The organism is Micromonospora humida, assembly GCF_016901255.1.
Lineage (GTDB): Bacteria > Actinomycetota > Actinomycetes > Mycobacteriales > Micromonosporaceae > Micromonospora > Micromonospora wenchangensis.
In genome coordinates this window covers 85,719-111,032 of the sequence record NZ_JAFEUC010000014.1, presented here as the reverse complement: position 1 = coordinate 111,032, position 25,314 = coordinate 85,719, and the positions used below count along the sequence as shown (strand labels likewise).

The 25,314-nt window shown below is 72.2% G+C and carries 19 protein-coding genes; 4 read left to right on the top strand and 15 right to left on the bottom strand.

All coding sequences use genetic code 11. The features are described 5' to 3' along the window. Positions 1 to 32: 32 nt before the first annotated feature. Complete coding sequence (locus JQX11_RS25190; RefSeq protein ID WP_067304724.1) at positions 33 to 437, bottom strand: roadblock/LC7 domain-containing protein; 405 nt, start codon at positions 435 to 437, stop codon at positions 33 to 35. Further along, complete coding sequence (locus JQX11_RS25185) at positions 434 to 4,081, bottom strand: nitrate- and nitrite sensing domain-containing protein (RefSeq protein WP_204927427.1); 3,648 nt, start codon at positions 4,079 to 4,081, stop codon at positions 434 to 436. Before JQX11_RS25185 ends, JQX11_RS25190 begins: the two co-directional genes overlap by 4 nt. 322 nt (positions 4,082 to 4,403) lie before the next feature. Between JQX11_RS25185 and JQX11_RS25180 the strand changes: the two genes are divergently transcribed. After that, complete coding sequence (locus JQX11_RS25180; protein ID WP_232378532.1) at positions 4,404 to 4,877, top strand: nucleoside/nucleotide kinase family protein; 474 nt, start codon at positions 4,404 to 4,406, stop codon at positions 4,875 to 4,877. Between the two features lies 1 nt (position 4,878). Here the strand turns inward: JQX11_RS25180 and JQX11_RS25175 are convergent, their stop codons facing one another. Beyond that, positions 4,879 to 5,955, bottom strand: coding sequence for an adenosine deaminase (locus JQX11_RS25175; protein WP_204927425.1), 1,077 nt, complete (start codon positions 5,953 to 5,955; stop codon positions 4,879 to 4,881). A gap of 235 nt (positions 5,956 to 6,190) precedes the next feature. On the opposite strand from JQX11_RS25175, the gene JQX11_RS25170 reads away from it, so the two are divergent. Beyond that, positions 6,191 to 7,069 (top strand): putative RNA methyltransferase, encoded by an 879-nt coding sequence (locus JQX11_RS25170; protein WP_204927532.1) that lies wholly within the window; start codon positions 6,191 to 6,193, stop codon positions 7,067 to 7,069. Between the two features lie 44 nt (positions 7,070 to 7,113). Here JQX11_RS25170 and JQX11_RS25165 read toward each other — a convergent pair whose 3' ends face one another. The 12 genes from JQX11_RS25165 to JQX11_RS25110 all read right to left on the bottom strand — a co-directional run bounded on the left by JQX11_RS25165 (position 7,114) and on the right by JQX11_RS25110 (position 22,042). Continuing rightward, positions 7,114 to 7,794, bottom strand: coding sequence for a DUF4272 domain-containing protein (locus JQX11_RS25165; protein ID WP_204927424.1), 681 nt, complete (start codon positions 7,792 to 7,794; stop codon positions 7,114 to 7,116). Positions 7,795 to 7,929: 135 nt separating this feature from the next. Then, positions 7,930 to 9,210: a thymidine phosphorylase gene (locus JQX11_RS25160; protein ID WP_204927423.1), complete on the bottom strand. Its 1,281-nt coding sequence runs from the start codon at positions 9,208 to 9,210 to the stop codon at positions 7,930 to 7,932. A 52-nt stretch (positions 9,211 to 9,262) separates the two neighbouring features. Beyond that, the gene (locus JQX11_RS25155) at positions 9,263 to 9,973 is read right to left on the bottom strand and encodes a cytidine deaminase (protein WP_204927422.1); all 711 of its coding nucleotides are present in this window, start codon (positions 9,971 to 9,973) and stop codon (positions 9,263 to 9,265) included. Between the two features lie 161 nt (positions 9,974 to 10,134). After that, a complete protein-coding gene (locus JQX11_RS25150; protein WP_204927421.1) occupies positions 10,135 to 11,415 on the bottom strand; it encodes an ABC transporter permease in 1,281 nt (426 codons plus the stop codon). 3 nt (positions 11,416 to 11,418) lie between these two features. After that, a complete protein-coding gene (locus JQX11_RS25145; protein ID WP_204927420.1) occupies positions 11,419 to 12,744 on the bottom strand; it encodes an ABC transporter permease in 1,326 nt (441 codons plus the stop codon). After that, on the bottom strand, positions 12,741 to 14,291 hold the full coding sequence (locus tag JQX11_RS25140) for an ABC transporter ATP-binding protein (RefSeq protein WP_307826355.1): 1,551 nt from the start codon (positions 14,289 to 14,291) through the stop codon (positions 12,741 to 12,743). Before JQX11_RS25140 ends, JQX11_RS25145 begins: the two co-directional genes overlap by 4 nt. Before the next feature lie 258 nt (positions 14,292 to 14,549). Further along, positions 14,550 to 15,620, bottom strand: coding sequence for a BMP family lipoprotein (locus JQX11_RS25135; RefSeq protein ID WP_204927530.1), 1,071 nt, complete (start codon positions 15,618 to 15,620; stop codon positions 14,550 to 14,552). 262 nt (positions 15,621 to 15,882) lie between these two features. Beyond that, complete coding sequence (locus JQX11_RS25130) at positions 15,883 to 16,224, bottom strand: hypothetical protein (RefSeq protein WP_145917841.1); 342 nt, start codon at positions 16,222 to 16,224, stop codon at positions 15,883 to 15,885. A 96-nt stretch (positions 16,225 to 16,320) separates the two neighbouring features. Further along, a complete protein-coding gene (locus JQX11_RS25125) occupies positions 16,321 to 18,177 on the bottom strand; it encodes a glycoside hydrolase family 13 protein (RefSeq protein WP_204927419.1) in 1,857 nt (618 codons plus the stop codon). Positions 18,178 to 18,192: 15 nt separating this feature from the next. Continuing rightward, positions 18,193 to 19,002, bottom strand: coding sequence for a sugar ABC transporter permease (locus tag JQX11_RS25120; RefSeq protein ID WP_204927529.1), 810 nt, complete (start codon positions 19,000 to 19,002; stop codon positions 18,193 to 18,195). A 149-nt stretch (positions 19,003 to 19,151) separates the two neighbouring features. Then, a complete protein-coding gene (locus tag JQX11_RS25115; protein ID WP_204927418.1) occupies positions 19,152 to 20,789 on the bottom strand; it encodes an ABC transporter permease subunit in 1,638 nt (545 codons plus the stop codon). After that, entirely contained in the window at positions 20,789 to 22,042 is a 1,254-nt protein-coding gene (locus tag JQX11_RS25110; protein WP_204927417.1) for a sugar ABC transporter substrate-binding protein, read from the bottom strand. The genes JQX11_RS25115 and JQX11_RS25110 overlap by 1 nt, the downstream gene beginning before the upstream one ends. A 198-nt stretch (positions 22,043 to 22,240) precedes the next feature. On the opposite strand from JQX11_RS25110, the gene JQX11_RS25105 reads away from it, so the two are divergent. Then, positions 22,241 to 23,305 carry a LacI family DNA-binding transcriptional regulator gene (locus tag JQX11_RS25105; RefSeq protein WP_204927416.1) on the top strand — a complete coding sequence of 355 codons (1,065 nt, stop codon included), beginning with the start codon at positions 22,241 to 22,243 and terminating at the stop codon, positions 23,303 to 23,305. 229 nt (positions 23,306 to 23,534) lie between these two features. Beyond that, positions 23,535 to 25,169 carry a glycoside hydrolase family 13 protein gene (locus tag JQX11_RS25100; protein WP_204927415.1) on the top strand — a complete coding sequence of 545 codons (1,635 nt, stop codon included), beginning with the start codon at positions 23,535 to 23,537 and terminating at the stop codon, positions 25,167 to 25,169. The last annotated feature ends 145 nt before the right edge of the window (positions 25,170 to 25,314 follow it).

Here is a 25,314-nt window from a genome sequence, read left to right as displayed (position 1 = left end):
GTCGTCCCGTGCCGACCAGGCGGTCAGCCCGGTCAGCCCATCATCCCGACAGCCGTACGGGCCTGCGGCGTGAGCGCGTCACCGACCCGGTCGACCAGTAGCGCCATCTCGTACCCGACCTGACCGACGTCGCAGCTGCGCGCGGCCAGGACGGCGAACGACGACCCGTCCGAGATGGACATCAGAAACAGGAAACCGTTGTCCATCTCGACGACGGTCTGCAACACCGCGCCGCCCTCGAAGCAGCGGGCCGCGCCCTGGGTCAGGCTGACCAGGCCGGACGCGATCGCGGCCAGCTGGTCGGCCCGGTCCCGGGGCAGGTCACGCGACGAAGCGAGGAGCAGGCCGTCGGCGGAGACCGCGACCGCGTGCGCGACACCCGGCACCCGGTCGGCGAAGTTGGCCAGCAGCCAACCCAGATCCTGCGTAGTTGTCATCCTTCATGCTCCTTCTGCCCGCTCCCGCCCGCCCGGCCGGAGCCAGACGACGAGGATTGCTGCCCGCCCGGAGTCGCGTCCGGGTTGGTGGGGTTGTCCGAGGTGGTCCGGCCGCGTTGCACACCTCGATGGTAGGCCGAGAGCAGACCCCTGACCGCTTCCGGCGTCCGCCGCTGCACCGACGTGGTCGGCTTCTCGATAGCCCCCGGCACGAGCTGCGCCATCGGCGTCCGCTTCGGCAGACCGGTCTGGGTGGTGCCGGAAACCGGTGCTTCGGTCGCAGCCACCGCGGCCCGCCAGCCCTCGTCGGCGGCGGTCTGCCAGCCGGCGGGCGGCGCGGCGGAACGTCGGTTCGCCGGGCTCTCGCCCCGACCGGGGAACCCGCCACCGTTCACTGTCGACCCGTTGTCACGCGGCACGCCCCCGGTCGGCGCAGTGTCTGCCATCGGTGCGCTACCTGTCGTCCCTGGTGCGGTGTACTGGGCCGGGTGACCGGCGGTGTCGACGGCTGCGTGGGCCGCCGTCGTGCCGTTGGCCGCCTGCTTGGCACCGGCCGCGTCCTCGGGGCCGGGCTTACGGGTACGGAACCAGGCCGACTCCAGCTCCCGGAAGATCGGCAGCTCCATCGTCTCGTCCGCGTACCGCTGCTGGGGAACCTGCTGCGGTGCCGACGGCCGGTTGGCCGGCGTCGTCTGGGCGGTCCGCACCGGCGGGGCGGGCTGCCGCGTGACCGGCGCCGCCGGCTCGGATCGGGGCACCCGGGGCAGCTCGGTGGTCATGTCCAGCGCGGCGGCGAGCCGCTCGGGAACCGGCGGGGTGGCCGTGTCCCGGTCCGGGTTCGCGACCGGCGGCCAGGCCGGCGGGGCGGCGGCGCCCGGCGCGGCCCCGCCCGAGGTGGGCCGGGACGGCAGCGGACCGGCGGGCGACCCGGAGACCGGTGCGACCGGGCCCGGCTGACCGACGTACGGGGACGCCGACACCGGGTAGCCCGGGGCGGGCTGGCCCGACACCGGGTAACCGGACGTCGGCTGACCCGAGACGGGCTGACCCGAGACCGGTTGACCGGACACCGGGTAACCGGAGACCGGCTGGCCCGAGACGGGCTGGCCGGACACCGGAGCGACCGGGTACGCGGGCGGCAGCGGCGGGGCCGACACCGGCGGCACCGGCGGGGGGCTGTACGGCCGGGCCTCGGGGCTGCTCGGCAGCTGGCGCGGAATGACCGGCTGCTGGCCGGTGCTGTCCGGGTCGTCGGTGCTCCGCCGCTGCGGCAGCGGGTCGATCGCGTGCCCGTTGGTGGCCCGTGGGTTGGTGAAGCCGTCGCCACCGTTGATCCCGCTGGCGCCGGTGAGGTCGGACCAGGCGGGCATTCCGCGCCCGCCGTTGGCGGGGGCGGGCGAACCGTTGCGCGGTGCCGGGTCGAAGGGCCGACCGCCGAGGGTGACCTGGTTGCCGGAGTCGCCCGACCGGGGGGCCGGCGGCTGGCCGTTGCCGAGGGCGGGAAGCGCGCCGAAGGCCGCTGGGGTGCCGGCACCGCCGAAGGCCGGCGCGGCACCGGAGCCACCGAAGGCCGGGGCCGCACCACCGAAGGCTGGGGCGGACCCGCCGCCGAACTGCGGGCCGGCCGGCAGGCCCGGCGTGCCGGGGGCCCGGCCGGTGAGCGCACGGGGCACCAGCACGGACGTGGGCAGGACGACCTCGGCCACGGTGCCCCGGTCGGTGCCGGGACGCAGCTCGACCTTGACGCCGTGCCGGGACGCCAGCCGGGCCACCACGACCAGGCCCATCATCCGGGAGACGGCCACGTCGACCTGGGGTGGCGTGGCGAGCCGCTCGTTGAGGTCGGTCAGCTGCTCGGCGCTGATGCCGATGCCCCGGTCCTCCACGTAGAGCGACGCGCGGTCGCCGACCCGACGGGCCTCGACCATCACCTGGGAGTCCGGTGGGGAGAACGCGGTCGCGTTGTCGAACAGCTCGGCGACCAGGTGCACCAGGTCGTTGACCGCGTGCGCGGAGACCTCGATGTCCCGGTCGATGACCCCGAACTCGATCCGGGTGTAGTGCTCGACCTCGGACTGGGCGGCGCGCAGCACGTCGATCAGGGCGGCCGGTTCGCGCTGCACGCGGGTCGAGTCGGCACCGGCGAGGACCAGCAGGTTCTCGTCGTTGCGGCGCATCCGGGTGGCCAGGTGGTCGAGCTGGAACAGCTCGGCCAGGCGGTCGGGGTCCTCCTCGCCGCGTTCCAGCCGGTCGAGGTGGCCGATCAGCCGGTCGACCAGGATCTGCGAACGGCGGGCGAGGTTGACGAACATCGTCGCGACCGAGGAGCGGAGCGCAGCCTGCTCGGCGGCCGTCCGGACAGCCTCCAGGTGGACGGCGTTGAACGCCTCGGTCACCTGGCCGAACTCGTCGCGGCTGCGGACCGGCAGCGGCTCGGCGATCTGGTTGGCCAGCTGGTCCGGGGACTGCTGGCCGGTGAACTGCGGGTCGCGCAGCCGGGCCACGGCCTGCGGCAGGCCGAACTGGGCGATGGACAGGGCACCCTGGCGTAGTTCCCGCAGGGATCGGGCCATCGACCGGGCGACCAGGTAGGCGAAGAGGATCGCCAGCAGCAGCATGCTCAGCAGCAGACCGGTCTCCAGGAAGACCTGACGCTGCACGTCGGAGCGCAGCTCGTCGGCCTTGGCCACCACGTCGCTGTCCAGGCGCACCTCGACGGCCCGGTTGAGCTGGGCGTACGCGACCATGGCCGCGTCCCACTGGTCGGTGCTGAAGGTGATGCCGTCGAGCTTGTCGCCGTTGAGCGCGCTGACCTGGCCGGCGTAGATGTCGGCCTGCCGCCGGTCGGAGCCGGAGACGGTCTGGTCCTGGAACTCGCGTTCGGCGCGGCTCGCCACGGCCTGGAAGCTCTGCAGGGCCTGCTGCTCACCGGTGTTGCTGGAGATGTACAGCTCACGCAGGGCCGGGGTGTACGCCTTCTGGAGCAGCACCTGGTGCACCGCGATCCGGCGGACGGAGGCGTACTCCTTGGCGCGGGCCATCGCGGCGGCGGCGCGCATCTGGTCGCTGAGGTCGTTGTCGCCGGCGAGCTGGGTGGCCGAGTCACGGATGGTGATCAGATTGTTGATCAGGCCGGTGTACCGGCTGACCGCCTCGCTGAGCCGCAGCTTGCCGTTGTAGACCTGGCTGCGGATGCCGGGCATCTCGGTCAGGTCGCTGTCGATCCGGTCGAGCTGCGTCTCCAGGGAGGCCGGCAGCCCCTCGATCTCGGCACGCTGCTGCGAGTACGGCGCCTTGGACTGGTCGACCCGCTGGTTGACCCGGTTGTACGCCTCCTGGTATTGAGCGCGGGCCTGCCCCTTGGGCGAGCCGAGCAGCAGGACGGCGTTGGTGCGCTCGTCCTGGAGGGTGTTGACGAGGTCGCCTGAGTAACCCACCAGGTTGGCCAGGTCACCAGCCCGGTTGGCGTTGTTGAGCGTCTGCAGGTGGTCCACCAGTCCGCTGGTGCCCACGACGACCGTGGCGATGGTCGGCACGATCATGATCAGCCCGAGCTTGGACCAGATCGGCATGTCACGGAGCCGACCGGCCGGCCGACGCAGACGCGACAGGAAGGAGTTCGCCGTCGTTGGCCGTTTGCTCACGTCACCGCCCTCGCGATTACAGCGTCTCCGCGTTGCCACGGGCAACGCCCAGCAGCCGACCCGGCGGGTCGGACCTCCGAGATTCCATCACGCCTCCCCTGAAAGAGAAAGCCCAGGTTGTCGGTCGCCGGAGGTGTGATGAGATGTTGATGCAATTTGATCGCAATCCGTCTTTCCGGAGTTACCCAAAGTAATGGATTACCGCCACCGCGTCGTGCTCCTCGCCGGCCCCTCCGGGTCCGGAAAGTCGTACATAGCGCAACGAACCGGCCTTCCCGTGCTCTGCCTGGACGACTTCTACAAGAACGGTGATGACCCTACGTTGCCGAGACAGAACGGACTGGTCGACTGGGACGCGCCCGAGTCGTGGGACGCGGGAACGGCGGTGGAGACAATTGCCCGACTGGCCCAGCAGGGCCGGGCCGATGTGCCGGTCTATGCGATCGGTGCGGATCGACGGGTGGCCACCCGGCCATTCGAGGTGACCGGATCGCCACTCTTCATCGCCGAAGGGATTTTCGCCGCCGAGATCGTCGCGGAATGCCGACGCCGGGGGCTGCTCGCCGGGGCGTACGCGCTGCGCCGGCCGCGCGGGGCGACCTTCGTCCGGCGGCTGGCCCGGGACCTGTCCGAACAGCGCAAGGCGCCGAGGGTGCTGATCCGGCGCGGGCTGGCGCTGCTGCGCGCCGAACCGGCGGTGCTGCGCCGGCAGACCGGCCTCGGTGCCGAGGCCGCGCACGCGCGGGAGTTCCTGCGCCGGGTGGCCGACCTGGTCGCCGGCCACCCGCACCGCTGAGTCAGCCGATCAGCTTCGCGTACGCCGGCTTGATCACCTCGTCGATGATCGCCAACCGCTCGTCGAACGGGATGAAGGCGCTCTTCATCGCGTTGACCGTGAACCACTGGAGCTCCTTCCAGCCGTAGCCGAAGTTCTCCACCAGCAACGCCATCTCGCGCGACATCGAGGTGCCGCTCATCAGCCGGTTGTCGGTGTTCACCGTCACCCGGAACCGCAGCTCCCGCAGCAGCCCGATCGGGTGCTCGGCGATCGACGCCACCGCCCCGGTCTGCACGTTCGACGACGGGCACAGCTCCAGCGGGATGCGCTTGTCCCGCACGTACGCGGCCAGCCGGCCGAGCGTCGGCACCGGACCCGGGGTGATGTCGTCGACGATCCGCACCCCGTGGCCGAGCCGGTCCGCCCCGCACCACTGGATCGCCTGCCAGATCGACGGCAGCCCGAACGCCTCACCGGCGTGGATGGTGAAGTGGAAGTTCTCCCGCTGGAGATACTCGAAGGCGTCCAGGTGGCGGGTGGGCGGGAACCCGGCCTCGGCGCCGGCGATGTCGAAGCCCACCACCCCGGCGTCGCGGTGCCGGACGGCCAGCTCGGCGATCTCCTGCGACCTGGCGGCGTGCCGCATCGCGGTGAGCAGGGTGCCGACCCGGATCGGGTTGCCCGCCCCGGCGGCCTCCGCGCTGCCCTCCACGAACCCGGCGACGACCGCCTCGACCACCTCGTCCAGGGTGAGGTTCTGCTCCAGGTGCTGCTCGGGGGCGAACCGCACCTCGGCGTACACCACGCCGTCGGCGGCCAGGTCCAGCGCGCACTCCCGGGCCACCCGGCGCAGCGCCGGGGCGGTCTGCATGACCGCGACGGTGTGCGCGAACGTCTCCAGGTAGCGCTCCAGCGAACCGGAGTGCGCCGCCTCCGCGAACCACCGGCCGAGCGCCTCCGGATCGGTGCTCGGCAGCTCGTGCCCCACCTCGGCGGCCAGCTCGACGACCGTCGCCGGCCGCAGGCCGCCGTCGAGGTGATCGTGTAGCAGCGCCTTCGGGACCTTGACGATGTCCTCGTATCGGATTGCGACCATCCCCCGACCCTAGTCACGCCCCCCCGACCGCCCGCGATCAGCCTCGCGCGGCCCGCACGCGGGCCGGACGCGCAATGTCGCCGGTACAGCGGCATCAACGCGAACGGATACCGCTACATCGCCCCACCTGCGTCGGGCGGATGTGTCGACCGGCCGGCCGGCCGCGCGCCGTAGGCTGCTGCGGGTGACCGCGCCGCACCCGTTCGAGCAGCCCGTCGACGCGACGCACCCGCAGATCGTCGCCCGGCTGCGCTGCCCGGTCTGCACCCAGCCGCTGGCCGCCGCCACCGACACCCGCGCACTGCGCTGCCCCCGCCGGCACAGCTTCGACCTGGCCCGCCAGGGGTACGTCACCCTGCTCGCCGGCCGGGCCCCGCACGTCGGGGACACCGCCGAGATGGTCGCCGCCCGCGCCGACTTCCTGGCCGCCGGGCACTACGACATGATCTCGTCCGCCCTGGCCGGGGCGGCGGCATCCGCCCTGGCGACACCGACCGGCCCCGCCGGGGCGGGCGGGTCGGAGGGGGTGGGCTTCGGGGCGTACCCGCTGGTGGTGGAGGCCGGGGCGGGCACCGGCCGGCATCTCGCGGCGGTGCTGGCGGCGTGGCCGGACGCCGTCGGCCTGGCCCTGGACGTCGCCAAGCCGGCGCTGCGCCGCGCCGCCCGTGCCCACCCGCGCGCCGCCGCCGCGCTCGCCGACACCTGGCAGCGGTTACCGCTGGCCGACCGGTCGGTGGCCGTGCTGCTCGACGTCTTCGCCCCGCGCAACGGCGACGAGTTCCACCGGGTGCTGCACCCGGCCGGGGTGCTGCTGGTGGTCACCCCCACCGACGCCCACCTCGCCGAGCTGGTCGACGTGCTCGGGCTGCTGCGGGTCGACCCGGCCAAGGCCGACCGGGTCGCGGACAGCCTCGCCGGGCGGTTCACGCCGAAGCACACGGCCGTGCACGCCGCCCGGCTCACCCTCGACCGGGCCGAGGTGGCCACCCTGGTCGGGATGGGGCCGAGCGCCTGGCACACCGACCCGGCGCGGCTCGCCGCCGCGATCGACGCGCTGCCCACCCCGGTCACGGTGACCGCCTCGGTACGTCTCACCGCCTGGCGACCCCGCTGACCACGGGGTAACAGGACGCCACCCCGCCGCCGGGCGAGGGGCACTCAGGTGGAGAGGTCGACCTCTTCCCAGCCGGGCGGCTCGTCGTGGTACGGGCCACGCAGCATCACCGCCCACTCCAACGCCCACCGGCGCTGGCCGATCGCGTTCGCGTCCACCAGGCCGGGCAGCCGGTGCCCCGACTTCTCCACCTCCAGGTACGCCCAGTCCAGGCAGTAGTGCAGGTCGAGCAGGGCGGCGGCGTCCGCCGGGTGCTGCGGGGCGGCCAGGATGCGGGCCCGCCACTGGCCGAAGGTCTCCCCCCCGGCCAGGTACGGCATCCGCTCCACCAGCCGTTCGTCCACCGGGATGGTCGGGTCGAGCTGCTTGCTCAGGCCCAGCACCCAGGACAGTGAGAAGAGCGCGTCGTGGTGCAGGACGAACGAGCGGTGGTCGCCCTTGCCGCCCACCACGAACTGCCACTCGGGCGGGGTGACCATGTCGACGAGGTGGGAGTCGAGCAGCCAGCTCATCGCCGTCTGCGCCGGCATCCCGAAGCACCGGGCCAGGATCAGGTGCAGCACCGCGATGCGGGCCTCGATCTCCACGGTGGGCCGCAGTTCGATCTCGTCGCCCGGCTCCCAGACCAGGGGAAACTGGGCCGGCGGCAGGGGCAGGCGCAACCGGGACAACTCGTCGAGGCTCGCCTCGCGGACCTCGCGGGGATCGGGCGCGGCTACCAGCACGATCGGATTCCCTGTCTGCTCACGCGGCGTCACCGCCGTTCGGTCCCCCTGACCAGGGAGGATAGCGTTCCGTCGCGACCGGCACCACGTCGGCCGGCCCCCGTCGCGCCGACCGCTGACCGGTGCCGCCGACCGTCAGCCGATCCGCTCGATGACCAGCGGCGACGCCGACGGCGCGGTGGCCGACACCCGGACCGCCAGGGCGGCCTCGGCGCGTGCGGCCGGCAGCCGTACCGTGTCGTCGGCGCGCAGCTCGTACAGCGGTTCGCCGACCCGGACCGGGTCGCCGGGCCGCTTGTGCAGCACCACTCCGGCGGCGGCGCTGACCGGGTCCTCCTTGCGGGCCCGCCCCGCGCCGAGCCGCCACGCGGCCACCCCGATCGCGTACGCGTCGACGGACTCGACGAAGCCGTCGGTGTCGGCGCGGACCACCTCCACCTCGTTGGCGGTGGGCAGCTTGGCGTCCGGGTCGCCGCCCTGGGCGCGGATCATCGTGCGCCAGGCGTCCATCGCCCGCCCGTCGCGCAGCGCGGCGGCCGGGTCGGCGTCGGGCAGGCCGGCCGCGTCGAGCATCTCCCGGGCCAGGGCCAGGGTCAGCTCCACCACGTCGGCCGGGCCACCGCCGGCGAGCACCTGCACCGACTCGGCCACCTCGACGGCGTTGCCGACGGTCAGGCCGAGCGGGGTGGCCATGTCGGTGAGCAGGGCGACCGTGCGCACCCCGTGGGCGTCGCCGAGCGCCACCATCGTCCGGGCCAGTTCGCGGGCGTCGGCCACGGTCTTCATGAACGCCCCGGAGCCGACCTTGACGTCGAGGACGAGCGCCCCGGTGCCCTCGGCGATCTTCTTGCTCATGATCGACGAGGCGATCAGCGGGATCGCCTCGACGGTGCCGGTGACGTCGCGCAGCGCGTACAGCTTGCGGTCGGCCGGGGCGAGCGCGGCGCCCGCCGCGCAGATCACCGCGCCGACGTCGCGGAGCTGGGCGATGAACTCGTCGTTGCTCAGCGAGGCCCGCCAGCCGGGGATCGACTCCAGCTTGTCGAGGGTACCGCCGGTGTGCCCCAGCCCCCGGCCGGAGAGCTGCGGGACCGCGCCGCCGCAGGCCGCCACCAGCGGGGTCAGCGGCAGGGTGATCTTGTCACCGACGCCGCCGGTGGAGTGCTTGTCGACCGTCGGCCGGTCCACCGCCGACAGGTCCAGCCGCTCGCCGCTGGCGATCATGGCGGCGGTCCACCTGGCGATCTCCGGCACCGACATGCCGCGCAGCAGGATCGCCATGGCCAGCGCCGACATCTGCTCGTCGGCCACCAGCCCCCGGGTGTACGCGTCGACCACCCAGTCGATCTGGCCGTCGCTGAGCACACCCCCGTCCCGCTTGGCCCGGATGACGTCGACCGCGGTAAAAGCACTCACCGTTGAGTTCCCTCTGAAGTCGTTGCGGTAACCGGCGCGAGAACCGGACGGATCAGGACGTGGCCCAGCGGGCCGGGATCTCCACCGGCGGCTCGCCCTCGCCGGCCCAGAAGATGGTGCCCTCCGCGTCCACCACCACGACCCTCGGCGTCCGGGCCAGCCCCCAGGTGATCGCCTCCGCCGGGTCGCCCCAGCTCGGGCCCTCCTCCAGTACCCCGGGCCCGGCCTCGTCGCTGTCGCCCGCCGACCGTTCCCAGTACGCCGTCCAGACCTGTTGCCCGGCGGAGAGGTCCGGGTGCACGAAGACGGTGCCCCGCCCCCGCCAGGCGGCCAGCCGGTCCGGCACCACCGGCACCGGGTTCTCGCCGACGACCGCCTCGATGTCGGCCACGTCGAAGGCGTGCGGCAGCAGCTCCGCCATCCGCAGCGGGCCGGTCCTCGACTCGACCAGGCACTCCGGGCCGCCGTTCTCCCAGAGCAGTTGCCGGCACCGGCCGCACGGCATCAACGGCTCGCCGTTCGCGTCGACGCAGGACATCGCGACCAGCCGGCCGCCGCCGGTGGCGTGCAGCGCCGAGACCACCCCGCACTCGGCGCACAGGGTCACCCCGTAGCCGGCGTTCTCCACGTTGCAGCCGACCACCACCCGGCCGTCGTCGACGAGGGCCGCCGCGCCGACCGGGAACTTCGAGTACGGCACGTAGGCGTGCCGCATCACCTCGGTCGCGGCGGCCCGCAGGCGCTCCCAGTCGATCTCGCTCATCCCCTCATTCTGCCCAGGTCACCCCACCCGGGTGCGGGAAGGGTGCCGGTCGGCCGCCCGTCGCTTCCCGGCTGCCGGCCCGGGGCCGTACCCGGACGGCGTCCGTCGGGGACGACGCGGGCCCGGCAGGGAGGTCCCCGCCGGGCCTGCGGGCCGGTCGTTCAGCCCTTGACGTACGGCTTGCCGTCGGCGGCGGGTGCCCGGACCCGACCGACCAGCCCCGCCACCGCCAGGATGGTCGCCAGGTAGGGCAGCATCGCCAGGAACTGGTTGGGGATGCTGCTGCCGATCGCCCCGAGGTAGGTGGCGAGCTGGTCGGCGAAGCCGAAGAACAGCGCGGCGAGCAGCGCGCCGGTCGGGCTCCACCGGCCGAAGATCAGCGCGGCCAGGGCGATGAAGCCCTTACCGCCGATCATGTTCTTGGTGAAGCTGTAGAGCGCCAGGGTGTACGACGCGCCGCCGATGCCGGCCACCACCCCGGCCAGCAGCACGTTGCGGTACCGCAGGCTCAGCACCTTGACCCCGAGGGTGTCGGCGGCGGTGGGGTGCTCCCCCACCGACCGGGTCCGCAGGCCCCACCGGGTGCGGAACAGCGCGAGGTGGATGACGAGCACCAGCAGCAGGCCGAGATAGAGGAAGATGTTGCCCCGGAACAGCGCCGGGCCGAGCAGCGGGATGTCCTTCAGCAGCGGGATCTCCCAGTTGCCGAACCGCGGCGCGCTGTTGTACTTCTCCGCGTCGGTCTGCATCAGCCGCTCGTAGAGGAAGCCGGTGACACCGACCGCCAGCAGGTTGAGCACCACCCCCATCACGACCTGGTCGACCAGGTAGCGGATGGCGAAGACGGCGAGCAGCAGCGAGATGAACGCGCCACCGACGGCCGCCGCCACCAGGCCCACCCAGACGTTGCCGCTGAGGCTGCCGAAGAGCGCGCCGCTGAACGCGCCCATCAGCAACTGCCCCTCGATCGCGACGTTGACCACGCCGGAGCGCTCGCAGAGCACCCCGGCCAGCGCACCGAAGATCAGTGGCAGGGCCAGGACGAAGGTGCCCCGGACGATGTTGACCATCGGCATGAAGTTGCGGCCCTCGGGGGCGGCGGAGACCTGCCAGCACAGGAAGCTCAGCACGAAGCCGACCAGCCCCACCCCGAGGACCACGGTGAACCAGCGCTTCGGGACCCCGGCCAGCAGCGCGCCGCCGGCCCCGGCGGCGACGACCCCGAACAGGATCGCGCCGAGGGTGCCCTGGATCTCCAGCGCCGCGCCGCCCTCGGTCTCGCTGAGGGTGAACCGGGCCTGCTGGCCGGTGGCCAGCGCCCCGAACAGCACGGTGGCGAGCACGCCCAGCGCCAGCAGGACCGCGCCGACCTTACGGGGACGGGTCCAGAAGCCCTCGTCGACCGCGGCCACGGCGACGTCGGGAACAGCGGTGGTGGACATGCCTCACCAGCCCTTCGCGAGGCTCGTCTGCAACCGGGCGGCACGGGCGGCCCGGAGCTGGAAGATCGCCTTCACCAGGGCCGGCGCGGCGATGAAGATGACGATCAGCGCCTGGAGCACGGTGACCAGCTCCAGCGAGATCCCGGAGTACGACTGCATCCGGTTGCCACCGGCCTGGAGCGCGCCGAACAGCAGCGCGGCCAGCAGCACGCCCCACGGCTTCACCCGGCCGAGCAGCGCCACCAGGATGCCGTCGAAGCCGATCTGCGCGATCACCAGCGGGGTGAGCGCGTTCGCGGTGGAACCCAGCACCATCTGGCTGCCACCGAGGCCGGCGAGCATCCCGGCGATCACCATCACCAGCACGTACGTCTTGGTGACGCTGATCCCGGCGGTCCGCGCCGCGTCCGGGTTGGCTCCGACGGCCCGCAGCTCGAAGCCGAGCGTCGAGCGGTTGAGCAGCCAGGCGATGGCCCAGGTGGCGAGCACCGCGAGCAGGATGCCGGCGTGCACCCGCAGGTTGTCGCCGAGCAGCCGGGGCAGCGCGGCCGAGGAGTCGACCGGGCGGCTGATCGCGTCCGCCCGGTCCGGGTTCTGCACGCCGTTCTGCACGATGATCCAGGACAGGAAGTAGACGGCGACGTAGTTGAGCATGATCGTGTTGATCACCTCGTGCGCGCCGGTCCGGGCCTTGAGGATGCCCGGGATGAAACCCCAGACCGCGCCGCCGGCCGCACCGGCGATCAACGCGACGACCAGGTGCACCACCGGGGGCAGCGGCAACGCGAAGCCGGCCACCGCGGCCAGGATCACGCCCATCGTCGCCTGGCCCTGGGCACCGATGTTGAACAGGCCGCCCCGGAAGGCGAGCGCCACCGACAGCCCGGTGAACACCAGCGGCGCGGTGTAGGTGAGGGTCTCCGAGATCGGGCTCATCGCGGCGGTGAAGCCGGACGCCTCCGGATCGAAGACCGCCCCCTTGAACAGGTTGGCGTACGCCTCGCTGACCACCGTCCAGCTCGCGTTCAGGGCGTCGGTCGGGCGGGCCGTGATGTAGCCGTAGGTGGCCAGCACGTCCGGGTCCGACACGATGATCAGGACCGCGCCGACCAGCATCGCCAGCACCAGGGCGAGGACCGTCACGGTCACCGTATTGGCGGCCCACAGGTTGTCCAGGAAGAGCCGGCCCAGCGTGGGCCGGGGCCCCGGCGCGGGCTGCTTGGGTGAGGTCATCGTGGCGCCCCGGTCGGCCCTGCCGGTTCCGGCCAGCTCCGCCTCGGTCGCCGGTTCCTTGTCCGGGGAGCCGGACACCGGGTTGGGGTTGCTCATGCCTCGTCCTCGTTACCAGGGCTCTCGGGGGCCGGCGTCACGCCGCCGGCCGGACCGCCCGGGGTGGTGGCCGCGCCGTCGGTCTGGGCCGGTGCGGGGGCGTCGGGGGTGATGCCGGCCATCAGCAGGCCGATCTCCTCGCGCGGGGTGTCCGGGCCGACGATGCCGATGATCCGGCCCCGGTACATCACCGCGATCCGGTCGGCGAGGCCGATCACCTCGTCCAACTCGCTGGAGACCACCATGACGGCGGTGCCGACGTCGCGCTCCCGGATGACCCGGCTGTGGATGAACTCGATCGAGCCGACGTCCACGCCCCGGGTGGGCTGCGCGGCGATGAAGAGCTTCAGCGGCCGGGACAGCTCCCGGGCCACGATCACCTTCTGCTGGTTACCGCCGGACAGGGTGCCGACCGCCGCGTCCGCCGACGGGGTGCGCACGTCGAACTGCTCGATCCGCTCCTTCGCCGAGGCGGCGATCGCGTCCGGCCGCAGCGCCAGGCCCCTACCGAACGGCGGCCGGTCGTAGATGTCGAGGACCAGGTTCTCGGCGACGCTGAACTCCTTGACCAGGCCGTCGACGCTACGGTCCTCGGGGACGTAGCCGACCCCGGCGCGGAGCACCTTCTTGGTGGACCAGCCGTGGATCGGCTCGCCGTCGAGGGTCACCGTGCCGGCGAGCGTCGGGCGCAGCCCCATGATCGCCTCGATCAGCTCGGTCTGCCCGTTGCCCTGCACACCGGCCACGCCGAGCACCTCACCGGCGCGTACGGTCAGGTCGACGCCGTCGACCGCGCGGACCTGCCGGTCGTCGTCGACGACCAGGCCGGCGACCTCCAGGATCGGCCGGCCCGGGGTGGCGGGCTGCTTGTCGACGGTGAGCCGGACGTTGCGGCCGACCATCAGCGCGGCCAACTCGTCCCGGCTCGCCTCGGGGGAGGCGGTGCCGACGGTCCGGCCGCGCCGGATCACGGTGATCCGGTCGGCGATGGCCTTGACCTCGCCGAGTTTGTGGGTGATGAAGACGATCGACTTGCCGGCCGCCTTGAGCGACCGCATGACCGTGAGCAGTTCCTCGGTCTCCTGCGGGGTGAGCACGGCGGTCGGCTCGTCGAGGATCAGCAGGTCGACGTCGCGGGTGAGCGCCTTGACGATCTCGACCCGCTGCTGGATGCCGACCGGCAGGTCCTCGATCACCGCGTCCGGGTCGACCCGCAGGTTGTACCGGGCGGAGACCTCGGCCACCTCGCGGCGGGCCCGCCGCCGGTCCAGGAAACCGACGATGCCGCCCCGGACCTGCTCGGCGCCGAGCATGATGTTCTCGGCCACGGTGAAGACCGGCACCAGCATGAAGTGCTGGTGCACCATGCCGATCCCGGCCCGGATCGCGTCCGAGGGGCCCTTGAGCTTCAGCGGCCGGCCGTCGACCAGGATCTCGCCCCCGTCGGGCTGGTAGAGCCCGTAGAGCACGTTCATCAGGGTCGACTTGCCGGCGCCGTTCTCGCCGAGCAGGGCGTGGATCTCTCCAGGCTCCACCGTCAGGTCGATGTGATCGTTGGCGACCAGATCACCGAACCGCTTGGTGATGCCGCGCAGTTCGAGTCTCAGCGCAACCTCCTGGGGTGCGAGCGATGGTGCAGCCTAGCTGCCGGATCGGCCGGTCACCGGGGTGCCGGCCGACCGGTGCGCGGACCGGCCGCCCCGACGCCCGTGGATTGCCCACGTACGCCGGGACGGCCGGTCGTCATGCCTGGTGCCCGCCGGCCGCCGCTGCCGATGATCCCATCGCGGCGGCCGACGCGGCGGTCACTTGGTCGGCTGGGCCTTCGAGGTGACCGTGATGGTGCCGGCGGCGATGTCCGCCTTGAGCTTCTCGACCTCGGCCTTGAGGTCCGCCGGGACCTTGCTGTCGAAGTCGTGGTACGGGGCGATCGAGACACCGTTGTTGGCCAGGTTGCCGACGAAGCCCGGGGTGGCGGCGAGCTTCTCGCCACCGGCGGCCTTGAGCACGGCGTCCTTGACGGCGTCCGGGATGTTCTTGACCACCGTGGTCAGCAGCGCCGCGCAGTCCGGGGTGCTCTCGCAGCCGTCGACGTCGACCCAGACGACCGAGTACTTGCCGCCCGACGCCTTCGCCGCGGCGGTGGTGCCGAGGCCCGCGCCACCGGCGACCGGCATGACGATGTCCGCGCCCTGGGCGACCAGCGCGTCGGAGACCTTCTTGCCCTCGTCCTGCTTGGCGAAGTCGTTGGTGAAGGAACCCTTCTGGGTCTCCTTGTTCCAGCCCAGCACCTGGACGTTCTTGCTCTTGGTCTTGTTGTAGTGCGCCACGCCGTCGGCGAAGCCGTCCATGAAGATGGTCACCGGCGGGATCGGCAGGCCACCGTAGGTGCCGACCTTGCCGCTCTTGCTCATCCCGGCGGCCAGGTAACCGGCCTGGAAGGCGGCCTGGGCGGTGTCGAACTGCATCGGGTAGACGTTCGCCGTGGCCGGGTTCGCGTCCACGATGCCGAACTGCTGGTTCGGGTTGGCGGCGGCGATCTTCTTGGTGGCGTCCGACATCAGGCCACCGACGGCCAGGATGAAGTCGCACTTCTGGTTGACGTACCCGGTCAGGTTGACCTCGTAGTCCGCCTCGGCCTTCGACGCGACGTACTTGATGTCGATGTTGTCGTTGGCCTTCTTGGCCTCCTCCAGGCCCTTCCAGGCGGAGGTGTTGAACGACTTGTCGTCGATGCCGCCGACGTCGGTCACCATGCAGGCGCTGTACTTCTTGTCGCCGCTGCCACCGGCGTTGTTGTCGTCGTCCGGCGCCTCACCACACGCGGCAGCACCCAGCACGAGCCCACCCGCCGCGATGGCAGAGGCGATCCGCATCCCACGCACAGAGCGCAAGACGTCTCCTTCCATTGCTCACCGCCTCGTGCGGTGGCAGCCCTTGAACCGACGAGCGTTGTGCCGCCGGCATCCCACGTTACGGACGGGAGCGTAGCCCGACGTCCACCCACCGGCCGCCAATCGTGCACGACTGTTGAACGCTCGTTATCCCGGCGTAACCCTCGGGTGGGGCACATCACTCAGCATGCCGGTTCCGGCGGGCCGGGTGCGGCGAACGTCCCGTTCCCGGCGACCCCGACGGCTACCGCCAGAACACCGCCACAGCGGCCGTGACCAGGGTCAACCCGATGATCGCCAGGAAATGGCCACGGGCCACCTGCGCCCGCTTCCGGGAGAAGAAGACCATGACGAAGATGAGCAGGGCCAGCACCAACTTGGTAACAAGCTTCGCGGGGGCCGGCTCGTCGCCGTCGCGCAGCGGCGCGGACAGGCCCACGCCGGTCAGCAACTGGATCACCGAGCCCCAGAGCATGGCCGCGTTGATCCGCAGCCGGCCGCTGACGTACTGGGCGACGGCACCGCCGAGCAGCAGCGCGAACCCGATCAGATGGACGTAGAGAAGGACCAGTCGGAGAGCTTCCACGCCGGCCATCCTCCCCCATCAACGACAGTTTGTAGTAGGTGGCCCGCCGGCTGAGTTCAATCCGTGATCTCGCCGCCCCCGCCGACGGGCCGCCCGTCAGAGCCGCCAGACCTGGAAGGTCGGGCCGTCACCGGGCAGGGTGATCCCGCCGTCGGGGGCGGGCCGCAGGGCCGGGGCACCCCCGTGGAGGTTCTCCCCCGCCGGGCCGGAACCGGTGCTCCCGGTGGCCGGCAGGCCGGTCAGCCGCACCGGCGCGCCGGCCGCCCGGCGGGCCAGCACCAGCACCGTGCCGGTGGTCGCCTCGCGCAGGAAGACAAGCGTGTCGGCGTCGGCGTACACCCAGCGCAGGCCGCCGTGCCGCAGCTCCGGGGTGTCCCGACGCAGCGCCAGCAGCGCCCGGTACGCGGCGAAGGTGCCGGCGTCCCGGCGCTCCGGCCGGTGCCACGGCATCGGGGTGCGGGAGCCCTCGCCGTTGCCGCCGGTCAGCCCCCACTCGTCACCGGCGAAGACCACCGGGGTGCCGGGCAGCGTGACGAGCAGACCGGCGGCCACCTCCTGCCGGGCGGCGTCGCCGACCACGGTGCGGATGCGGGCCGAGTCGTGCGAGCCGAGCAGCTGCCACGAGTGGACGTACGACCGCCAGGAGACCAGCGACCGGAAGCTGTCCATGGTGGCGAGCACCGCGTGCGCGTCCCGCCGCCGCACCCCGCCCGGCGTGCCGAGGAAGTTCGGCAGCGGCGCGTGGTCCCCGGGCCCGGTGCGCAGCCAGGACCAGACCGGGTCGGTGAAGCCGACGTAGTTCATCGTGCCGTGCCAGCCGTCGCGGTCCAGGTCACCGGTGTGGTCGTGACCGTGCTCGGCGAGCAGCAGCCCGTCGGCCCGGGTCTGCGCGACCACCTCGCGCAGCAGCCGCGCCACCTCGTGGGTGTACGCGTCCGCGCCCCGCCGGCCGGTCATGTTGGCCACGTCGACCCGCCAGCCGTCCAGCCCGTACGGCGGGCGCAGCCAGCGGCGCAGCAGCGAGTCCGGGTCGGTGGCGAAGCGGCGGCGCAACTCGGCGCTGCCCCAGTTCAGCTTCGGCAGCGACCGCACCCCGTTCCACGACTCGTAGGTCGGCTCCCCGCCGCCGGTGGGCACGTCGAAGTAGTACAGCTCCCGTTCGGGGGCGTCGGCGTCGGCCAGGGCGCGGGTGAACCACTCGTGGGCGTCACCTGTGTGGTTGCTGGTGATGTCGCCGATCAGCCGCCAGCCCCGGGCCCGGACGGCGTCGGCCAGCCGGACCAGGGCCGCGTCGCCGCCGAGCAGCGGGTCGACGGTGTCGAAGTCGGCGGCGTCGTAGCGGTGGTTGGAGCGGGCCGGGAAGATCGGCGTCAGGTAGACGGTGTTGACGCCGAGCCGGTCCAGGTGGTCGAGGCGTTCGGTGATGCCGTCGAGGTCGCCGCCGTAGAACTGGCGGGGGGTCTGCGGGCCGTACCCGACGACCGGGGTGTCCCAGTCGCACGGGACCGCCCAGTCCGGCGGGGTGCGCCCGTCGGCGGCGGCGGACCGGGCGAACCGGTCGGGGAAGATCTGGTAGACCAGCGCGTCCCGGGCCCAGGCCGGCGGCGGGGCGTGGCTGACCAGCCTGAAGTCGCCGTGGTCGGGCACGTCGTGGTCGACCTGCCCGGCGGCGTTGAGCCAGCGGTAGCCGGTCGTCCCGGTGAGCATGAACCGGTAGTTGCTGACCGGGTTGCGGACCTCGACGTCGGCCCGCCACCACACGTCGTGGCCGTCCCGGCGGTCGACGGTGGCCTCGACGAAACGCGGCTCACCGTCGCCGGTGGTCCGCACGTGCACCTGCCGGACGTCGGTGCCCTCGGGCACCCGGACGAAGACCGGCACGGTCTGACCGAGGGTGGGTTCCTGCTCGGGTACGTAGAGTTCTGAGCCGTCGTGGTGCGGCGACAGGGACATGTGGTGCCTTCCGATTCATCCCTTGACGGCCCCGGCGGTGAGGCCGGAGACGATGTAGCGCTGGAGGAGCTGGAAGACCAGCACGGTGGGGATCGCGGTGAGCAGGGTGCCCGCCGCGAAGATGCCGAAGTTGTTGTTCCGCTCCCCCGCCACCAGGCCGAACATGCCGACCGCGAGGGTCTTGGACCCGGTGTCGGTGAGGAACACGTTGGCGATCATGAACTCGTTGATCGTGCCGATGAACGACAGCAGCGCGGTCACCGCCAGGATCGGCGCCACCAACGGCAGCATGATCCGGAAGAAGACCTGCGCGTGGCTGGCGCCGTCCATCGTGGCCGACTCGTCCAGCTCGCGGGGCAGGGTGTCGAAGAACCCCTTCATCAGCCAGGTGTTCATGCCCAGCGCGCCGCCCATGTAGAGCAGGAACAGGCCCCACGGGGTGTTGAAGCCGATCGACGGCCACAGGTCGGTGACCCGGGTGAAGATCAGGAAGATCGCCACGATCGCCAGGAACTGCGGGAACATCTGGATCAGCAGCAGCGTCAGCAGCCCGAACCGCCGCCCGGCGAAGCGCATCCGGGAGAACGCGTACGCCGCCAGCGAGGACAGGAAGATCGACGCGAAGCTCGCCCCGCCCGCGACGAGCAGCGAGTTGAGGAACCAGCGGCCGAACTCCGTACGCTCGAACAGGTCGCCGAAGTTCGACAGCGACGCCCCGGTGGGCAGCAGCTCGGTCGACGAGAGGGTGCCGAGCGGGTTGAGCGCGGCGGAGAGCACGAACAGGATCGGGAAGAGGCTGAACGCCACCGCCAGCACGCCGACCACGTGCCGCCAGCCGACCTGGGTGAACCACCGGCCAGGACGCCGGCCACCGCGTACCGCGGCACCCGGCCGGCCGGCACGCGGGCCGGCGGCATCCGATCCGACGACGGGTGCGGCGGGGGTCGCCGGCCCGGCGGTGTGGGGACGGGTCGTCACGAGTAGACCTCCTCCTGCCGGCGGGTGCGCCGGAAGCTGACCGCCGAGACCGTGGCCACGATCGCGAAGATGAAGATCGACACCGCGGCGGCCAGGCCGAACTCGGCGCCCTGCGCGCCGAAGGCCAGCCGGTAGGTGTACGTGATCAGCAGGTCGGTGGCCCCGTTGGTCGGGTTGTCCGGCGCGAACGGGCCACCCTCGGTGGTCAACCAGATCGCGTTGATGTTGTTGAAGTTGTACGCGAACGACGCGATCAGCAGCGGCGAGAGCGCGACCAGCAGCAGCGGCAGGGTGACCGCCCGGAACGACTGCCAGGGCGACGCGCCGTCGACCGAGGTGGCCTCGGTCAGCTCCTTGGGGATCGCCTGGAGCGCGCCCGTGGTCACCAGGAACATGTACGGGTACCCGAGCCAGAGCTGCACCAGCAGCACCGCCAGCCGGGCCGACCAGGCCTCGCCGAACCAGTCGACGCCGAGCCCGAACAGGTTGTTGACCAGGCCGAAGTCGGTGTTGAACATGTCCCGCCAGACCAGCAGCATCGCGAACGACGGCATCGCGTACGGCAGGATCAGGAAGACCCGGTAGAGGTTGGTGCCCCGCATCCGGGGCGAGTGCAGGGCCAGCGCGATCGCCATGCCGAGTCCGAAGGTGAACCCGGTGGAGCCGATCGCGAAGGCGAAGTTCCACAGCAGGGTGCCGAAGAACGGGCCGGAGATGTTCGGGTCGGTGAGCACCCGGGCGAAGTTCTTCAACCCCACCCCGACCTGCCAGCCCTGGGCGAGCCGCTCGCCGTCGGCGGCGACGAAGGAGCCGGTGTCCGGGTCGGCCGTCCAGGTCCTGCCGGTCTCGCCGTCGGTGACGCAGTCGCAGCCCCGGTCGTACGCCCGGACGGCCCTGCCCTCGTAGGCACGGGACAGGCCGTTGGAGCGCACCGCGCCCCCGGAGGTCGGCACCACCAGGGCGGTGATCTCCTCGCTGCGGACGCTGGCCTGGCCGACGTTGAGCACGGTGTAGCCCTTGGCGGCGGTGACCCTGCCGCTGCCGGCGACGGTCACGTCGGCGGCGTCCAGCGGGCGTAGCCCGTCGGCGTCCCCGGCGGAGACCCGGCCGGTCGCCGGGTCGGTGAGCAGGAAGACCAGCGGCCCGGCGGCCGGGTCGCCGGTGGTGGCGATGGCGAGGGCGTACTCGGCGGAGCCGGGGACCTGCTTGACCGAGGAGGTCTCGATGGCGACGATCGCGTCGTCCTTGGAGCCCCGGTGGCCGTCGCCGAAGTTGGTGAACGCGGTGCTCGCGGTGTAGAGCACCGGGAAGACCTGGAAGGCGATCAGGAAGATCGTTCCTGGCACCAGGTACTTGGCCGGGATGTGCCGGCGGGTGAGGTAGAGGTAGCCCAGGCCGGCGGTGGTGGCCACCAGGATGGCGAGACCGACCCAGAGCCGGGCGGCGATGAGCGGGAAGGCCGCCCAGATCGCGATCCCGGCCACCAGGCCGAGCAGGACCACCTTGACGACGAGACCGGTCGCGGTGATCGGCGCGTGGGAGCGCGCGGTACGGGAGGTTTCCGGGGGCCCGGAACGCGCAGGCCCCCGGCCCGGGGCCTGCGGGGCAGGTCCCGGGCCGGACAGCGTGCTCATTACTTGATCTGACCCGAGATCGTCTTGCCGGCGGCGGTGACGGTCTTCGCCGGGTCGGCCCCACCGATGACGGCCGCTTCCGCCTTGCCGAACGGGTCCCAGATCGCGGCCATGGCCGGGATCGCCGGCAGCACCTGCCCGCCCTTGCCCGCCTCGGAGAACTTGGCCAGGTCCGGGTCGGCACCCTTGACCTGGTCGAACGCGGCGGTCAACGCCGGCGGGCGGGGCTCGGCCTGGTAGAGCGCCACGGCCAGCTCGGGGGTGGTGACGTAGTTGGTGACGAACTCCTGGGCCAGCGCCTTGTTCTTGCCCTTGGCGGCGACGTAGAACGCCTGGACGCCGACGAACGGCTGGGCCTGCTTGCCACCGGCGAAGCCGGGGACCGGGGAGATGTCGTAGGAGATGCCTGCCTTCTTGGCGTCGGCGATCGCCCACGGGCCGGAGACCAGGAAGGCACACTTCTTACCGGTGAAGGTGGCGATCGAGTTCTCGCCGGTGATGGAGCGCTTGAGCGCGCCGTCGCCCTTCTCGCCGAGCTTGCCGATCTTCTTGAACGCCTCGATCGACTCCGGCTTGCCCACGCCCAGGTCCTTCGGGTCGTAGTCGCCGTTGGCGGCGGTGCCGAAGAGGTAGCCGCCGGCCGAGGTGTACAGCGGGTAGATGTGGTACGCGTCGCCGTTCTGTCCGGACTGGAGGCAGAGGATCTCGCTGGCCTTCTTGTCGGCCTTGAGCTTCTTGCCGGTGGCGACCAGGTCCTCGATCGTCTTGGGCGCCTCGGGGGCCAGCGCGGTGTTGCGGATCAACGCGACGTTCTCGGTGGCGTAGGGGACACCGTAGAGCTGCCCGTTGAAGGTGACCGCCTTGATCGCGGTCTCGTTGAAGCCGGACTTCTGCTCGGCGGCGAGCTGCACCGGGTCGATGGCCCCGTTCTGCACGAGGTTGCCGATCCAGTCGTGCGCGCCGACCACCACGTCCGGGCCGCTGCCCTGCTGGGAGGCGGTGACAAAGTTGGTCTGGAGGTCCTTGGAGACGGCCTGCACCTCGACGGTGACGCCGTTGTCCTGGCCGAACTTCTCGGCGAACGGCTTGAGCGCCGCGGTCCGCTTGTCGTCCGCCCAGATGACGAGCTTGCCGCTCGCGGCCGGGGAGGTGGCCTTGGCGGCCGGTTCGTCCTTGCTGTTGTCGCCGCCGCAGCCCGAGGCGGCGAGCGCCAGGCCGAGAACGGTGACCACACCCGCGGTACGGATGCGCATCGGTACTCCTGTCGTCATGACGGGTCGCCGGGGGACGGGCGACCACACCGGGGAAACACTGAAAGTTCTTGCCAACCGACGCCGGGAAGGCCGCGTCGCTGCTGTCACGTGTTGCCGGGACGTTAGCAAGAGGTTGCATGCAATGGAAGGGCTTGCAGAGGCGTACGCAAGAACTTGCCCGTGAGCTAGAGTGCCGCCATGCGCGCTCGACTGTCCGACATCGCCCAACAGGCCGAAGTCAGCGAGGCCACGGTGTCGCGGGTGCTCAACGACCGCCCCGGTGTGGCCCCCGAGACCCGACAGGCGGTACTGACCGCCCTCGACGTGCTCGGCTACGAGCGTCCGGCCCGGCTGCGCAAGCGCAGCGCCGGCCTGGTCGGGCTGGTGGTGCCGGAGCTGGACAATCCCATCTTCCCGGCGTTCGCCCAGGTCATCGAGTCGACGCTGGCGCAGAGCGGGTTCACCCCGGTGCTGTGCACCCAGACCCCGGGCGGGGTCACCGAGGACGAGTACGTGGAGATGCTGCTCGACCGGCAGGTCTCCGGCATCGTCTTCGTCTCCGGCCTGCACGCCGACACGGCCGCCAACCACGACCGGTACCGCGCGCTGATCGCCCGGCCGCTGCCGGTCGTCATGATCAACGGGTACGCCCCCGGCATCGCCGCGCCCTTCGTCTCCTGCGACGACCGGGAGGCCACCGAGCTGGCCGTGGCGCACCTGGTCGCGCTCGGGCACCGGCGGATCGGCCTGATCACCGGGCCGGACCGGTTCGTGCCGGTGCAGCGTCGGGTGGCCGGCTTCCGGGCCGCGATGACCCGGCTCGGCACCACCGGCGGCGACCTGGACGCGCTCGCCGAGCTGTCGCTGTTCGGCGTCGAGGGCGGCGAGGCCGCCGCCGGCCGGCTGATCGGGCGCGGGGTCACCGGGATCGTCTGCGGCTCCGACCTGATGGCGCTCGGCGCGGTCCGGGCCGCCCGGCAGCGCGGCATGTCCGTGCCGGGCGACCTGTCGGTGGTCGGCTACGACGACTCGCCGCTGATGGCCTTCACCGACCCGCCGCTGACCACCATGCGGCAGCCGGTGGCCGCGATGGCGGTGGCCGCGGTCCGGGCCCTGGTCGACGAGATCAACGGGCACGCCGCGCCGCACTCGGAGTACCTGTTCCGCCCCGAGCTGGTGGTACGCGGATCGACCGCGGTCGTCCGACCGGCGGACGCCGGCCGGCAGCGCCCGGTGCCGCCCGCCCTCGCCGTCCCCGCCTGACACCCCCGCCACCTCCCGGGCCGCGCCGGCCCGTCGACCGGGTCCACCTCCCGGTGGACGGGACGCGCCCACGAACGACCTGCCCTGGCCACCGGTGACGGACGTCATTTCTTGCGCAAGGCATGCTTGACTCTTGCAGCATCTGGCCGGCATTCTCTCCACACACCCGCGTCGTCACCCACCGCCGCGCGGGTGCCGCCGTCCCGCCACAGAACGGGGATCTCCGCCGATGACCGCCACCGACCCCACGCCGCTGGCCTCCGACGACGACTGGTGGCGCGCCGCGGTCGTCTACCAGGTGTACGTCCGCAGCTTCGCCGACTCCGACGGTGACGGCGTCGGCGACCTCGGGGGCATCCGGCAGCGGCTGCCCTACCTGCGCGACCTCGGGGTGGACGCGCTCTGGCTCACCCCGTTCTACACCTCGCCGCAGATCGACGCCGGCTACGACGTGGCCGACTACCGCGACGTCGACCCGCTCTTCGGCGACCTCGCCGACTTCGACGCCATGATCACCGACGCGCACGCGCTGGGCCTGCGGATCATCGTGGACCTGGTGCCCAACCACACCTCCAGCGCACACCCCTGGTTCACCGCCGCCCTCGCCGCCGGCCCCGGCTCCCCCGAGCGGGAGCGTTACCTGTTCGCCGACGGCCAGGGCGTCGACGGCGAACTGCCCCCCAACGACTGGGAGAGCATCTTCGGCGGCCCCGCCTGGACCCGGCTGCCGGACGGCCAGTGGTACCTGCACCTGTTCGACCCGGCCCAACCCGACCTGAACTGGCGGCACCCGCAGGTGCGTGCCGAGTTCGAAGACGTCCTCCGCTTCTGGCTCGACCGGGGGGTCGACGGGTTCCGCATCGACGTGGCCCACGGCATGATCAAGGCCGAGGGGCTGCCGGACGTCGGCTTCAGCTCGATGACCACCGGCCGCCGCCAGTCGGAGCTGCTCGGCAAGGGCCGGCTGCCCTACTTCGACCAGGACGAGGTGCACGACATCTACCGCGCCTGGCGACCCATCCTCGACAGCTACCCCGGCGGTCGGATGGCGGTGGCCGAGGCGTGGGCGGAGACCCCGCAGCGGCTCGCCCGCTACATCGGCCCGGACGAGCTGCACCAGGCGTTCAGCTTCGACTTCCTCGACGCCACCTGGTCGGCCGACTCGTTCCGCAAGGTGATCGACACCGCGCTGGCCGAGGCGACGATCGTCGGCGCGCCGACCACCTGGGTGCTGTCCAACCACGACCGGCAACGGCACGTCACCCGGTACGGCGACGGCGAGGTCGGCCTGCGCCGGGCCCGCGCCGCCGCCCTGCTGATGCTGGCCCTGCCCGGCTCCACCTACCTCTACCAGGGTGAGGAGCTGGGCCTGCCGGAGGTGCTGGACCTGCCCGACGCGCTCCGGCAGGACCCGGCGTTCCTGCGGACCGGGGAGAGCCGGGACGGCTGCCGGGTGCCGATCCCGTGGGGCGGTGAGCTGCCCCCGTACGGCTTCGGGCCGCAGGGCGGCGAACTGAGCTGGCTGCCGGCCCCGGCCACCTGGCGGGCCCTCTCGGTGGCCGCCCAGACCGGAACGCCCGGCTCGACGCTGGAGCTGTACCGGGCCGCGCTGCGGGTCCGGCGCGCGCACCCGGCGCTGTCGGCCACCGCCGGCCCGGTGCTCTGGCAGCAGACCGAGCCGGGGGTGCTGGCGTTCCGCCGCGACGGCGACGCCGCCGCGTTGACCTGCGTGGTCAACCTCAGCGGCGCCCCGGTCCGGATCGACGGGTACGGCCGTCCCCTGGTGGCCAGCGCCGACCTCACCGAGCAGGACACCGGACACGTCCTGCCGGTGGACGCAGCCGCGTGGTTCGAACGGCGCTGAGCCGGGTAACCCGCCTTTGACCTGGTCGTCCGTTGTGCCCCGCGCCGACGGGCGACTGGGGCTGCCGACCCCTTGTGGTGGGGGGTGAAGGTGGCACCGGCGTCCCGGGAAGTCCGCTTCCCGGGACGCCGGTGCACCACCGCGT